The organism is Serratia sp. FS14 (assembly GCF_000695995.1).
In the GTDB taxonomy this organism is placed as follows: Bacteria; Pseudomonadota; Gammaproteobacteria; order Enterobacterales; family Enterobacteriaceae; genus Serratia; species Serratia nematodiphila.
Genome location: NZ_CP005927.1, coordinates 1,045,551 through 1,059,013, shown reverse-complemented (window position 1 = coordinate 1,059,013; position 13,463 = coordinate 1,045,551). Strand labels below are relative to the sequence as shown.

The 13,463-nt window shown below is 64.1% G+C and carries 11 protein-coding genes; 2 read left to right on the top strand and 9 right to left on the bottom strand.

All coding sequences use genetic code 11. The features are described from left to right. Positions 1–164 precede the first annotated feature (164 nt). Positions 165–1,412 (top strand): MFS transporter, encoded by a 1,248-nt coding sequence (locus L085_RS04875; protein ID WP_004934040.1) that lies wholly within the window; start codon positions 165–167, stop codon positions 1,410–1,412. A 53-nt stretch (positions 1,413–1,465) separates the two neighbouring features. Here L085_RS04875 and L085_RS04870 read toward each other — a convergent pair whose 3' ends face one another. Then, complete coding sequence (locus tag L085_RS04870; protein ID WP_044030195.1) at positions 1,466–2,092, bottom strand: LysE family translocator; 627 nt, start codon at positions 2,090–2,092, stop codon at positions 1,466–1,468. 121 nt (positions 2,093–2,213) lie between these two features. Between L085_RS04870 and L085_RS04865 the strand changes: the two genes are divergently transcribed. Further along, positions 2,214–3,125: a LysR family transcriptional regulator gene (locus L085_RS04865; RefSeq protein ID WP_044030194.1), complete on the top strand. Its 912-nt coding sequence runs from the start codon at positions 2,214–2,216 to the stop codon at positions 3,123–3,125. Here the strand turns inward: L085_RS04865 and selB are convergent. From selB to fdnG, 8 genes are all read right to left on the bottom strand, one after another. Beyond that, positions 3,115–4,971, bottom strand: coding sequence for a selenocysteine-specific translation elongation factor (selB, locus tag L085_RS04860; protein ID WP_044030193.1), 1,857 nt, complete (start codon positions 4,969–4,971; stop codon positions 3,115–3,117). The genes L085_RS04865 and selB overlap by 11 nt on opposite strands. After that, positions 4,968–6,362, bottom strand: a complete 1,395-nt coding sequence (selA, locus tag L085_RS04855) for an L-seryl-tRNA(Sec) selenium transferase (RefSeq protein WP_044030192.1) — start codon at positions 6,360–6,362, stop codon at positions 4,968–4,970. The genes selB and selA overlap by 4 nt, the downstream gene beginning before the upstream one ends. 66 nt (positions 6,363–6,428) lie before the next feature. Then, a complete protein-coding gene (locus L085_RS04850) occupies positions 6,429–7,034 on the bottom strand; it encodes a glutathione S-transferase (RefSeq protein ID WP_044030191.1) in 606 nt (201 codons plus the stop codon). Positions 7,035–7,069: 35 nt separating this feature from the next. After that, positions 7,070–7,720: a DcrB-related protein gene (locus L085_RS04845; RefSeq protein ID WP_044030190.1), complete on the bottom strand. Its 651-nt coding sequence runs from the start codon at positions 7,718–7,720 to the stop codon at positions 7,070–7,072. Positions 7,721–7,834: 114 nt separating this feature from the next. Further along, positions 7,835–8,764: a formate dehydrogenase accessory protein FdhE gene (gene fdhE, locus L085_RS04840; RefSeq protein ID WP_004934019.1), complete on the bottom strand. Its 930-nt coding sequence runs from the start codon at positions 8,762–8,764 to the stop codon at positions 7,835–7,837. Further along, positions 8,764–9,399: a formate dehydrogenase cytochrome b556 subunit gene (gene fdoI / locus L085_RS04835; RefSeq protein ID WP_004934017.1), complete on the bottom strand. Its 636-nt coding sequence runs from the start codon at positions 9,397–9,399 to the stop codon at positions 8,764–8,766. The genes fdhE and fdoI overlap by 1 nt, the downstream gene beginning before the upstream one ends. Then, a complete protein-coding gene (gene fdxH / locus L085_RS04830; protein ID WP_004934014.1) occupies positions 9,396–10,298 on the bottom strand; it encodes a formate dehydrogenase subunit beta in 903 nt (300 codons plus the stop codon). The genes fdoI and fdxH overlap by 4 nt, the downstream gene beginning before the upstream one ends. Before the next feature lie 12 nt (positions 10,299–10,310). Beyond that, the gene (gene fdnG / locus L085_RS04825) at positions 10,311–13,358 is read right to left on the bottom strand and encodes a formate dehydrogenase-N subunit alpha (protein WP_144240648.1); all 3,048 of its coding nucleotides are present in this window, start codon (positions 13,356–13,358) and stop codon (positions 10,311–10,313) included. Between the last annotated feature and the right edge of the window lie 105 nt (positions 13,359–13,463).

Genomic DNA, 13,463 nt, shown 5'->3' with positions numbered 1-13,463 from the left:
CGGCGTTCGGCGACAACCCAAAAGCGAAATATCAGAATGCACTTAAACAACACCTTATGATTGCGAAGGTGAACAATTGGCGGCAAAATAGCCGCCACAACTCGCTCAGTTTGCGCTTCCCGCCCTGGCAGTTCCTTTTTCTCTTTTACTATCAGTACAATAATATGAAAACGACATTACCACCTGCGGCACGTTTGGGCCGGCAGGCGCTTTTATTCCCTCTTTGTCTGGTGCTGTTCGAGTTCGCCACCTATATCGGCAACGATATGATTCAGCCGGGCATGCTGGCCGTCGTGGCGGATTTCAACGCCGGCGAAGAGTGGGTGCCCACCTCAATGACCGCCTATCTGGCCGGCGGCATTTTCCTGCAGTGGCTGCTCGGGCCGCTGTCGGATCGTCGCGGCCGTCGCCCGGTGATGCTGGCCGGGGTGGCGTTCTTCATCGTCTCCTGCCTGGCTATCCTGCTGGTCACCACCATCGAGCAGTTTATCGCCATGCGTTTCCTGCAGGGCATCGGCCTGTGCTTTATCGGCGCGGTCGGCTACGCCACCATCCAGGAGTCGTTCGAGGAGGCGGTGTGCATCAAAATCACCGCCCTGATGGCTAACGTGGCGCTGATCGCCCCGCTGCTCGGGCCGCTGGCCGGTGCGGCGTTGATCCACGTCGCGCCGTGGCAGAGCATGTTTGTGCTGTTTGCGGCGCTGGCGGCCATCGCCTTCTACGGCCTGTGGAAAGCGATGCCGGAAACCGCCACGCTGCAGGGCGAGGCGTTTTCCGCCGCCAACCTGTGGCGCGACTACCGCCAGGTGCTGGGCAACCGCCGCTTCCTGTGCGGCGCCCTGGCGATCGGTTTCGCCAGCCTGCCGCTGCTGGCCTGGATCGCCCAGTCGCCGGTGATCCTGATCAGCGGCGAGTCGCTGTCGACGTTGGACTACGGCCTGCTGCAGATCCCGGTGTTCGGCGCGCTGATCCTCGGCAACCTGACGCTGGCGCGCCTGACCGGCAAGAACAGCGTGGAGCGCCTGATCAAGCTGGGCGCGGGCCCGATGCTGCTGGGGCTGCTGATCGCCGCGCTGGCGACCCAGTTCTCCAGCCACGCCTACCTGTGGATGACCGCCGGCCTGAGTCTGTACGCCTTCGGCATTGGCCTGGCCAACGCCGGGCTGTACCGCCTGACGCTGTTCTCCAGCAACGTCAGCAAGGGCACAGTGTCGGCCACTATGGGCATGCTGAGCATGATGGTGTTCACCGTCGGCATCGAGCTGGCCAAGGTCGCCTACGTCTGGGGCGGCAGCGGGCTGTTCAACCTGTTCAACCTCATCAGCGGCCTGTGCTGGCTGACGCTGGTGGCGCTGTTCCTCGGCAAACGCCGCAACGGCGACCCCACGCCGCAGCCGAACGGCGCGGCGTAAACGCGACGATAAAACGCCGGTCCGGTTTCCCGACCGGCGTTTTTTATGCGGCTTCAGCCGAGCAACCCCCACAGTGCATACCCCGTTCCCACCACCGCCACCGCCAACAACAGCAACGCCGACAGGACAGAGATCGCCCGCCGCGTGCGCTGCAGCGCCGTTCCCGACAGCAGGGTGATATAGGTCAGCAAAATGGCGAAGTCCGCCAGCACCCACAGCGCGGTCAGCAGCGTCAGGCTGGCGCCGATCGAGGGGGTGACGGCGATGAACTGCGGGAAAAAGGCGACGAAGAAGATAATGTCTTTGGGGCTGGCGATGCCCACCAGAAAACCGTTCAGGATCGCCGAGCGTTTTTGCGGCGGCGCAACGGGCTGCACATCGGGGGCTCGCGCGGATAAATCCTCATACAGCGAGACGATCGCCATACGGCCGATAAACAGGCAACCCAGCAGGCCTATCCACTGCAGCAAGCGCATATCCACGGTGAACAGCCCGGTGATAATCAGCGCGGCGACGCCGATCAGCAACAAGGAGGCTCCGTTGCTGCCCAGCGCGGTCAACAGCGCGCGCCGGGCGCCAAAGCGCGCCGCGGTGTTGGCCACCATCGCCACCACCGGCCCCGGCGTGGCGATCAGCAACAAAATGGCGGCGAAATACGCCGCCAGCAACGACAGGTTCATCTTTATTTCACTCACATTCAGTCAGTTGGCGTCGCGCCATTATCATGCCGCCGCCCCCGCCTTGAAAAAGGAGTAATCCTGTCGTTTACTGTGAATCAGACTCATTATTAGAGACGCCGCGATGGCCAGTTCCCTTCCGCCGCTTTACGCCCTGCGCGCCTTCGAAAGCGCCGCCCGCACCGGCTCGTTCACGCTGGCCGCCGAGGAGCTGCATCTCACCCCGAGCGCGGTCAGCAAGCACATCAAAACGCTGGAGCAGCACTTTGGCTGCCGGCTGTTCCAGCGCAACGGCCCGCGTATCGAGGTCACGCCGCAGGGGAAAATCTTCGCCGCCGAGCTGCAGCAAGGGTTTGGCCGCATCGAGCAAGCCTGCGAGCTGTTCAGAAGCCACCGCGATCTGCTGCGGCTGAAGGCGCCCTCCACCCTGACCCTGCACTGGCTGCTGGACTGCCTGAGCCGGTTCCGGCAAACGGCGCAGGCGTTCGAGGTGCAGGCAGCCAGCGTCTGGATGGACATCGACAGCGTGGATTTTTTCAGCGAACCCTACGACTGCGCCATCCTGCTCGGCAACGGCCATTTTGGCGCCAATACCGCCGCCGCCAAGCTGTTCGACGAATGGCTGATCCCGATTTGCGCCCCCGCGCTGCTCGCCGACGGGCAGCGGGATCTCGCCGCCTGCCCGCTGATCCACCCGTCGCCCGATCGGCGCGACTGGCGGCGCTGGCTGCAGAAAAGCGGCATCGCGGCCCCGATCGATCTCACGCGCGGCCAGGTATTTGATTCGCTGGAACAGGGCAACGCGGCGGCCATCGCCGGGCACGGCGTCTCGATCGGCGATCTGGCGCTGAGCCTGCGGACGATTGAGGAGGGATTATTGGTGTTGCCTTGTGACGTCGCCGTGCGCACCGGCGACGGTTACTATCTGGTTTGGCCGGAAGAATCGGCAAAACGGCCGCTGATCGAACGCTTACAGGCATTTCTCGCCGCCCAAACGCCCGACGTCAGCCGGGCCGCCGTCAGATTTATCGGGTAGGGGACTCGCTACCGAACAGCCCGCCGTCGCGCAGCAGATGCTCGTTGCCCTTGCGGCGGGTAAAGCCGCTACGATCGAAGAACTCCAGCACCTGGATCGCCAGCTTGCGCCCGACGCCGAGCCGATCGCGGAAATCGGCGGCGTTGGCGCCCCCGCGCTCCGCATCCAGCTCGCGGATCAGCGCCGCGAACTGATCGATGCGTCGGCTGAGGTAATAGCGATCCACCACCACCGCCGTCACATGGCCCAACTGAGCCGCCTTGCGCAGCAGCGCGCGCACCCGGCTCTCTTCCTCGCCCAATTCGCTCGCCAGATCGCGCACCCACCACGGTTCGTCGCCGAACAGCGGTTCGATGCGCGCCCACAGCGGCGCCTCTTCGGCGCTGAACGCCAGGCCGTGTTCCGGCAGGTGCAGCCAGCCGCGCGTATTGCGCAGCGCGCCGGCCCGCAGCAGCCGATCGATCATCATAAACACCAATGCTTCAGGCTGCTGCGGCAGCGCCATGCGCCGCAGGCGGGCGCGCCCTAAGCCCAGCTGATCGGCGTGCTGTTGGTGATACTCCGCCAGCACCTGCAGCAGGCGGCTTTCCGCCTGTTGCACCTGATCCTGCGCCAGCGCTCGGTCACCGACGATCAGCAGATCGCGGTTCGCCAGCAGCTCGTCCAAGCCATCGTCCGTCAATTGACGCGCCCAGGCGAACGCCGCCAGTGACAGCGCGCCGTGCGGCAATTCAAGCGCCAGCGCCTGCGCATCGTCCTGCGCCAGCGCCAGGGCCTGCAGCCATGCCAGATAGTCCGGCTGACGCTTGCCGCGCTTGGGCGCATTCAGCCTGAGCACCCGAGCCGCGCCCAGCGTTTGCCGCGCGCCGATATCGCGCAGCACCAGCCGATCGTTCTGCGCCAACCACAGCGGACGATCGAGGATCAGTTCCGCCAGCCCGTCGTTCAGCAACGAAATGCGCCCGGTGATGTGGCTGGCGGCATGGTGCAGATGCAGCGGCTGCCAATGGCGGATCGGCCGATCCGTCTCCAGCGCCACCAGAATGCGTTCCGCCGCTTCGTGCGGACGCTGCGCCAGCAGCCAATCGCCGCGCGCGACCCGCTCTTTATCGACATCGCCGCTGATGTTAAGCGCAATGCGCTGCCCGGCCTGCGCCTGCTCCACGGTCTGGTTCTGGGCATGCAGGCCGCGCACCCGCACCGGCGCGTCGGCGCCGGTCAGCCACAGCGTATCCCCCACCTTCACCCGGCCGCCGAGCGCGGTGCCGGTCACCACCAGCCCCGCCCCTTTGACGCTGAACGCGCGGTCTACCGCCAGGCGAAAACGGCGCGTCAGCGCATGTTCAGCGGGCGACAACGCCAGCAAATGCGCGCGCAGCGCCTCGATGCCCTCGCCCGTCACCGCCGCGGTCACGAACAACGGCGCATCGGGCCAGCCCTGGCCCGCCAGCTCGTCGCGCACCTGACCGCGCACCTCATCGATACGCGCCGCGTCCACCCGGTCGGCCTTGGTCAGCGCCACCGTCAGCGCCGGGCGCCCGCTCAGGCGCAGGATCGCCAGATGCTCGCGGGTTTGCGCCATCACGCCGTCGTCGCAGGCCACCACCAGCAGCGCATGGTCAATGCCGCCGACGCCCGCCAGCATATTGGCGAGGAATTTCTCGTGGCCGGGCACGTCGATAAAGCCCAGCACCCGGCCGTCCGGCTGCGGCCAGTAGGCGTAACCCAGATCGATGGTCATGCCGCGGCGCTTTTCTTCCGGCAGGCGATCCGCGTTGATCCCGGAGATCGCCTGCAGCAGGGTGGTTTTGCCATGATCGACATGGCCGGCGGTGGCGATGATCATGATGCGCTCAGCGCTGCGATCAGCGCCCCTTCCTGTTCCAGGCAGCGCAGATCCAGCCACAGCCGGCCGTCGCCGAGGCGGCCGATCACCGGCTGCGGCAGACAGCGCCAGCGTTCGGCCAGCGCTTCCAGCGTGGCGCCGCGGCCGTCGCGCGGCGTGAAGGTCAGGGCATAGCTGGGCAGGCGATCCACCGGCAGCGAACCGCTGCCGATCTGCGACCAGCACGGTTCGGCGCGCAGGTCGAAATCGGTGGTGAACCGTGGCGTCAGCGCCGCCAGCAGCCGCTCGGCCGCCTGTTGCATCTCCTGCTGCGGGCGGGTCAGCAGCCGCAGCGTCGGCAGCTGCTCAGCCAGTTTTTCCGGCTGCAGATAGAGCCGCAGCGTGGCCTCCAGAGCCGCCAGCGTCAGCTTGCCGACGCGCAGCGCGCGCTTGAGCGGATGCTGCTGCAGGCGCGCGATCAGCGCCTTTTTGCCGACGATGATGCCGGCCTGCGGGCCGCCCAGCAGCTTATCGCCGGAGAACGTCACCAGATCGACGCCGGCGGCCAGCAGCCGCTGCGGCATCGGTTCGGCGGGCAGGCCGTACTGCGCCATATCGATCAGCGAGCCGCTGCCCAGATCGGTGGCGGTCGGCACGCCCTGTTCGGCCCCGAGCTGCGCCAGTTCGGCCTCGTCGACCGCCGCGGTAAAGCCCTGAATGCTGTAGTTGCTGGTGTGCACTTTCATTAACAAGCCAGTCTGCTCGTTGATGGCCTGGCGGTAATCCTTCAGATGGGTGCGGTTGGTGGTGCCGACCTCGACCAATTGACAGCCGGCCTGGCGCATCACGTCGGGAATGCGGAACGCGCCGCCGATTTCCACCAGCTCGCCGCGCGACACCACCACCTCTTTGCCGGGGGCGATCGCCGCCAGCATCAGCAGCACCGCCGCCGCGTTGTTATTGACGATGCAGGCGTCTTCCGCGCCGGTCAGCCGGCACAGCAGATCCGCCACCGCCCGATCGCGATGGCCACGCCCGGCGCCGTCCAGATCGTACTCCAGCGTCACCGCCTCCCCCATCACCGCGTTCACCGCATCCTTCACCGGCTGCGCCAGCAGGGCGCGCCCGAGGTTGGTGTGCAGCACGGTGCCGCTGAGGTTGAACACCGGCAATAACGCCGGGCGTTGCTGCCGGGCCAGCTCGGCCCGCAGCGCCTGCGGCCAGTCGCCGCACCAGGCCGGCAAGCGTTGCCGTTGTTTGATCGCGTCGCGCGCCTGGGCCTGCAGCCGGCGCAGCAGTTCGCCGATCAGCGTCTGGCCATGCTGCGCCACCAGCGGTTCAATCGCGGGTTCACGCAGCAGGCGGTCGATGGCGGGCAGTTGGCTGTAAAGAAGGTGGGATTCAGTGCTCATGGTCGCTCGGTTTTCAGTTTAGACGTATCGGCATAGCAAAACCCCGCCGCGGCGGGGAGAAAAAACTCAGGGCGGCGCCGTGCGGGCGAAGCTTTCGCGGGCGAACAGGCGTTCGGCCAGTTTGACCAGCGCCGGGCGCTCGACGCACCAGTTGGGCAGGATGCGGCGAAAATTGAGGTAGCCCAGCGCGCAGCCGGTGGCGATATCCGCCAGCGTCAGCCGCTCGGCATTGAGCCACGTTTTTTCCCGCGCCAGCGCCTCCAGGGCGTCCAGGCCCTGCGTCAGCTTGTCACGCTGGCGCAGCATCCAGTTTTCGTCCTGTTTTTCCGGCGCGCGCCGGCTTTCACGGAACAGCGTCGCCGCCGCTTCGGTCACGCCGTCCGCCAACGCCGCCACCTGCCGGACGCGCAACGCGGCGGCGCGTTCGGCCGGCAAAAACGCCGGCTCCACCGCCAGCAGCTCGAGGTATTCGGCCACCACCGGCGAGTCGTAAAACACCTCGCCGTCATCGGCGATCAGCACCGGCACCTTGGCGAGCGGGTTCAACTCCTTCACCCGGCTGCCGGGCTCATACGGCGGATCGTTGACGAACTCGAACGCAATCCCCTTCTCCAGCAGCATCACGGAAATCTTGCGCACAAAGGGGCTGGTGTAACTGCCGATAAGCTTCATCCGGTCTCCTCCGCTTCGCCCTGGCTGCGGCGTCCTTACTTCACCGCCAGGGTATCGATAATCCGCTGCACCAGCGCCTGATGCACTTCCGGCGTTTTGGCCGGCGACAGCATTTGCAACGTCACCACCCGCTTGTTGAACACCGTCAATACCAGGGTGGAGACCACCTTTTGCCCGTTGACGGTCTGTTCGGTATCCACCCGGCGAAACTTCTGTTTGCCGACGCTGAAGTTCTCTTCTTTGGTGGTCTGGATATTCTGATAGCGTTCGGCCAGCACCGTGATGGCGCTCTGCGTCAGCTCTTTCAGCATTTTGTCGCTGGTGTTGAGCTTCATGCCGTCCGGCGGGATCACTTCGGACGAGACCGCGCTCTGGCGCGACTTGCCGTCAAGGAAGCGCTGAATGGTGGAGGTGCTGTCGTTGATGATGCCGCTGTTCAGCGTTTGATCGCTAAAGCCCGGCGGCAGCTCGAAGGTGATCTTGCCCTTCTGCAGCGACACGTTCAGCCCCGGCGGCGCGGGCGGGGTTTCTACCGGCGCAGGCGGCAGCGGTGGCGCGGGCTGCGTCACGGTCGGCTTGGTGTCCGGCGGCGGCACCGCCGGTTTGGTGTCGTCTTTGTTGTCGCAGGCCGCCAGTCCAACCGCCAACACGGCGACCGCGGTCAGTTTTGCCAGGGTGTTTAACATCGTGGTTCCTTTCGCTTGGCGCGTTATGGCCTAAACGTAGCAACTCGCCCGGGCGATTGCCAGAAGCCCGTTCTGAAATTGCTCATCCGGCCCCGCGCGAACGGGGCCGGGCGGTTACTCCGCCGGGAACAGGAACGGATTGATGCTGCTGCGGCCGAAGCCTTCTTCTTCCATACGGGCATCCAGCACCAGCGAAGCCAGATCGTCGGCCACCGCTTCGACCTGCGGGTCTTTTTCCTGATAGAGGATCTTCAGGTAAGTGCCGCAGTCGCCGCAGCTCTCCGCCTTCACCGCCGCCTGCTCGCTGTCCAGCGACCAGTAGTTGAGATCGCGAGTCTGCTCGCAGTTGCTGCACTTCACCCGCACCACGTGCCATTCGCTTTCGCACAGGTTGCAGTGCAGGTAGCGCAGGCCGTTGACGGTGCCGATGTGCACCATGCTGGAGACCGGGATGCTGCCGCACACCGGGCAGAACTGGCGCTGCTCGCCGTATTCGGCGCGCGCCTTGCCGGGGATCAGGCTGGCCATCTGCGCCCAATAGAGCGACAGCGCGGCCCAGAGGAACGGCGCCTTCTCGCTGCCCACCTTGCCAAACTCGCGGTTGAGCAAGGCGTCGGCCATCAGCTCCAGCTCGTGCGCCGAGGCCTTCTCCAGGTTGTCCAGCACCGCCAGAATGTGTTCCGGCGCCTGCGGGCGCAGCTCGGCGATCAGCGACGTCAACAGCTTGCGCCAGTGCTCGCTGCGCGGGAACACGCTCAGATCGAGCGGCGGTTTGCCGCTGGCGGCGCCCTGCGCCAACGCTTCGCTAAGATCGAGCGCCAGCGGGTTATCGTGCAGCGCATGCTGCTGCGCCTGCGCCAGCTCGGCGGCAAAGTTCAGGTAGTCACCCAGCGGGTTGTCGACAGCCAGCTGACGCAGACGTTCGGCGCGGCGGCTGTACAGGCTTTTCAGGTTGGCGAAAAGTAACGGCGGGATGTTCTCCGCCGTTGTGGACTTCTCACGCTGTGCCCCTAACTGCTCTTTAGGAACGATGCGGATACTCATCAGGGTTTATCTTCCTGTCGTTTCTCGCGGACCTCACGGTACCAGCGCGGATGATGTTTCTTGGCCCAGGCCGCCGGCACCCAGCCTTCCACCATCGCGGTAATGGTGCCTTTTACCCACAATGCGGCGTAAATGTGCACCATAATCACGATGATAAGGCCGACCGCGGCCAGCGAATGCACCAGCAGCGCGATGCGGATCAGCGGGATGGAGAACGACGGCGCAAAATACGGCCGCCAGATCACCACGCCGCTGGCCAGCAGCAGCACCAGGCTGATAATCGCCGCCCAGAACACGCACTTCTGGCCGAAATTATAGCGCCCGGTGTCACCCACTTCCTCGTTCATGGCGATTTTGTGGATGTTCTTGGCCCAGACGATATCTTCCCGGTTGATCAGGTTATGCTTCCAGTAGCGCAGGAACATCAGCAGAAACGCGGCGAACATGATGACCCCGACAAACGGGTGCAGAATGCGCGCCAGCTGCGGCGTCCCGAAGATGTTCATCAGCCAGTTGAAGGAGGGGAAGAAGAACCCCAGCCCGCTGATGGCGGCGAACACGAAGCAGAACGCCACGATCCAGTGGTTGATGCGCTCCGGCGCGCTGTAACGCTGAATGGGCTTTTCCTTTCTCATTTGCGCGTCTCCTCGTCGTGCGACTCGTCGTGCTCGTCCTCATCCTCGACGCGGTTAGGCCCGACGCCGACATAGTGGAACACGCTGGCCGCGAAGGTGGCGGCAAAGCCGATGGCCGCCAGGGGTTTCCACACGCCCTTCCAGAAGGTCACCGCCGGGCTGATGCTCGGGTTGTCCGGCAAACCGTGGTACAGCTGCGGTTTGTCGGCGTGGTGCAACACGTACATCACGTGCGTGCCGCCCACCCCCGCCGGATCGTACAGACCGGCGTTCTGGTAGCCGCGGGTATTCAGCTCGCTGACGCGATCCGCCGCCACCTGCTTCATCGCTTCCTTGGTGCCGAAGTGAATCGCGCCGGTCGGGCAGGTTTTCACGCAGGCCGGTTCCTGGCCGACGTCCACGCGGTCGACGCACAGGGTGCACTTGTACACCCGGTTGTCGTCCTTGTTCATGCGCGGCACGTCGAACGGGCAGCCGGCGATGCAGTAGCCGCAGCCGATGCAGTGCTCGGACTGGAAGTCGACGATGCCGTTGGCGTACTGAATGATCGCGCCTTCCGACGGGCAGGCCTTCAGGCAGCCCGGATCGGCGCAGTGCATGCAGCCATCCTTGCGGATCAGCCATTCCAGCTTGCCGTTTTCCTCCACCTCGGAGAAGCGCATCACCGTCCACGACTTGGCGGTCAGATCGGCGGGGTTATCGTACACCCCGACGTTGTGCCCCACTTCGTCGCGGATGTCGTTCCATTCGGAACAGGCCACCTGACAGGCTTTACAGCCGATACAGGTGGTGACATCGATCAGTTTGGCCACTTCTTCCTGGTGGTCACGGGCGCGCGGCGCCGGCGTGAAGCCATTGGTGGCGGATTTACGAATGATGTCTTGAGATTGCATGGCCATAATTCGTCTCCGTTACACCTTTTCCACGTTGACCAGGAACGCCTTGAACTCCGGCGTTTGCGTATTGGCATCGCCGACGAACGGCGTCAGCGTGTTGGCGATAAAGCCTTTCTTCGCCACCCCTTCGTAACCCCAGTGAATCGGGATGCCGATGGTGTCGACTTCCTGGCCGTGCACCTGCAGCGTGCGAATACGCTTGGTCACCACCGCCTTGGCCTTGATGTAGCCGCGGTTGGAACTGACCTTCACGGTATCGCCCTGCTTGATGCCCTTCTTCTCCGCCAGCTTTTCGCCGATTTCCACAAACTGCTCCGGCTGCGCGATGGCGTTCAACCGCGCGTGCTTGGTCCAGTAGTGGAAGTGCTCGGTCAGACGATAGGTGGTGCCGACGTACGGGAACTTGTCGGATTTGCCCATCGCCGCCAGATCGTCCTTGAACACGCGCGCCGCCGGGTTGGACACCACGTTCGGGTGCAGCGGGTTGGTGCCGAGCGGCGTTTCGAACGGCTCGTAGTGTTCAGGGAACGGCCCTTCCGCCATTTTGTCGGTGGCGAACAGGCGGCCCATGCCTTCCGGCTGCATGATGAACGGCCCGACGTCGCTGCCCGGCGCGGCGGTGCTGTAGTCCGGGATATCGGCCCCGACCCACTTGGCGCCGTCCCACTCCAGCAGCTGGCGTTTCGGATCCCACGGTTTACCCTGCGGATCCGCCGAGGCGCGGTTGTACAGAATGCGACGGTTGAGCGGCCATGCCCAGGCCCAGCCCAGCGTGTTGCCGAGGCCGGACGGATCGGCGTTGTCGCGCCGCGCCATCTGGTTGCCGGCCGGCGTCCAGCTGCCGGCGAAGATCCAGCAACCGCTGGCGGTGGTGCCGTCGTCGCGCAGCTGCGCGAACGAGCTGAGCAGCTCGCCTTTTTTCACCACCACTTTGCCGTCGGCATCCAGCAGATCCGCCAGCGCCTTGCCGTTGTTCTCCTGCGCCACCTCTTCCGGGGCCGGGTTGTCCGGCGTCAGGTAGTCCCAGCGCATGTTCAGCACCTGTTCCGGCACCGCGCCGCCGTCGCGCGCATACATCTCGCGCAGGCGGCTGAAGATGCCCGCCAGGATCTCGCCGTCGTTCAGCGCTTCACCCGGGGCGTCCGCGCCTTTCCAGTGCCACTGCAGCCAGCGGCCTGAGTTGACGATCGAGCCGTTCTCTTCGGCGAAGCAAGTGGACGGCAGGCGGAACACTTCGGTCTGGATCTGCGACGGATCCACTTCGTTGAACTCGCCGTGGTTCTGCCAGAAGTTGGAGGTCTCGGTGTTCAACGGATCGATGGTCACCAGGAACTTCAGCTTGGACAGTGAAGCCACCACCTTGTTTTTGTTCGGGAACGACGCTACCGGGTTAAAGCCCTGGCAGAAGTAGCCGTTGACCTTGCCCTGCGCCATCATCTCGAAGTACTGCAGCACGTCGTAGCCTTTGTCCCACTTCGGCAACCAGTCAAAGCCCCAGCTGTTGTCCTTCTGCGCCTTGTCGCCGTAGAAGGTCTTCATCATGCTGACGAAGAATTTCGGGTAGTTGCCCCAGTAGTTCACCTGGCCCGGCAGCAGCGCCTTCGGCGTGTTAGCCTTCAGGTAGGTCTCGAGATCGGTCTGTTTCTCCGACGGCAGCGTCAGGTAGCCCGGCAGGCTCTGCGACAGCAGGCCGAGATCGGTCAGACCCTGGATGTTGGAGTGGCCACGCAGCGCGTTGACGCCGCCGCCCGCCATGCCCATGTTGCCGAGCAGCAGCTGGATCATCGCCATGGTGCGGATGTTCTGTGCGCCGACCGAGTGCTGAGTCCAGCCCAGGGCGTACAGGAACGAAGCGGTCTTATCCGCCACGCAGGTTTCGGCGATGTATTCGCACACCTTGAGGAAATCGTCCTTCGGCGTGCCGCAGATGTTGCTCACCACGTCAGGGGTGTAGCGGCTCACGTGCTGCTTCAGCAGGTTCCACACGCAGCGCGGATCCTGCAGCGTGACGTCGCGCTTGGCGAAGCCGTTCTCGTCGAACTGGTAGTTCCAGGTGGTTTTGTCGTACTTACGGTTTTCCGCGTCGTAGCCGCTGAACAAGCCGTCTTCGAAGGCAAAGTCTTCCCGCACCAGCAGGCTGGCGTTGGTGTAGGCCTCGACGTATTCGCGGTTGAACTTGTTGTTGGTCATCAGATACAGCAACACGCCCGACAGGAAAGCGATGTCGGTCCCGGAGCGGATCGGCGTGTAGAAGTCCGCCACCGATGCGGTTCGGGTAAAGCGCGGATCGATCACGATCAGCTTGGCATTGTTGTGTATTTTGGCTTCCATCGCCCAGCGGAACCCCACCGGATGCGCTTCCGCCGCATTACCGCCCATGACGATAATCAAATTCGCGTTCTTGATATCAACCCAGTGGTTGGTCATCGCACCGCGACCAAATGTTGGAGCAAGACTTGCTACCGTTGGTCCGTGTCAGACACGCGCCTGGTTGTCTACGGCAAGCATGCCGAGAGCGCGACTAAATTTTTGCGACAGAAAACCGGTTTCGTTGCTGGCGGCCGAGGCGCACAGCATGCCGGTGGTCAGCCAGCGGTTGACGGTAACGCCCTGGTCGTTGGTTTTGATGAAGTTGGCGTCACGGTCTTCCTTCACCAGCTTGGCGATGCGGGTAAAGGCGTCGTCCCAGCTGATGCGCTGCCATTTGTCCGACCCCGGCGCCCGGTATTCCGGATACTTGAGGCGGCTTTCGCTGTGGATGAAGTCAACCAGGCCGGCGCCTTTCGGGCAAAGCGCGCCGCGGTTTACCGGGTGATCCGGATCCCCTTCGATATGGAAAATGCTTTCTTTGGCGTTTTTGGCGCCATCACCAAGGCTGTACATCAACAGCCCACAGCCGACGGAACAATACGTACAGGTATTACGGGTCTCGCGGGCGCGCAGCAGTTTGTACTGCCGGGTTTCCGCCAACGCCACTTCGGGGGCAAAGCCCAGCGCGGCCACCGTCGTTCCTGCCATACCGCCAGCGCAGATCTTAAAGAACTGCCTTCTGCTGACCTGCATGGGGGTCTCCTTTACTCTCGATTGTCACATTGTTCAAATGCGCCTGCCCGCTAGCGCGGCAAACGCGAATGTCACTGTTGTTATGCTTGCTACGAACGCCGGCCA

Coding starts and splice junctions, on each gene's coding strand:
- L085_RS04875 (WP_004934040.1), top strand. CDS start 165: ATGAAAACGACATTACCACCTGCGGCACGTTTGGGCCGGCAGGCGCTT.
- L085_RS04870 (WP_044030195.1), bottom strand. CDS start 2,092: ATGAACCTGTCGTTGCTGGCGGCGTATTTCGCCGCCATTTTGTTGCTG.
- L085_RS04865 (WP_044030194.1), top strand. CDS start 2,214: ATGGCCAGTTCCCTTCCGCCGCTTTACGCCCTGCGCGCCTTCGAAAGC.
- selB (WP_044030193.1), bottom strand. CDS start 4,971: ATGATCATCGCCACCGCCGGCCATGTCGATCATGGCAAAACCACCCTG.
- selA (WP_044030192.1), bottom strand. CDS start 6,362: ATGAGCACTGAATCCCACCTTCTTTACAGCCAACTGCCCGCCATCGAC.
- L085_RS04850 (WP_044030191.1), bottom strand. CDS start 7,034: ATGAAGCTTATCGGCAGTTACACCAGCCCCTTTGTGCGCAAGATTTCC.
- L085_RS04845 (WP_044030190.1), bottom strand. CDS start 7,720: ATGTTAAACACCCTGGCAAAACTGACCGCGGTCGCCGTGTTGGCGGTT.
- fdhE (WP_004934019.1), bottom strand. CDS start 8,764: ATGAGTATCCGCATCGTTCCTAAAGAGCAGTTAGGGGCACAGCGTGAG.
- fdoI (WP_004934017.1), bottom strand. CDS start 9,399: ATGAGAAAGGAAAAGCCCATTCAGCGTTACAGCGCGCCGGAGCGCATC.
- fdxH (WP_004934014.1), bottom strand. CDS start 10,298: ATGGCCATGCAATCTCAAGACATCATTCGTAAATCCGCCACCAATGGC.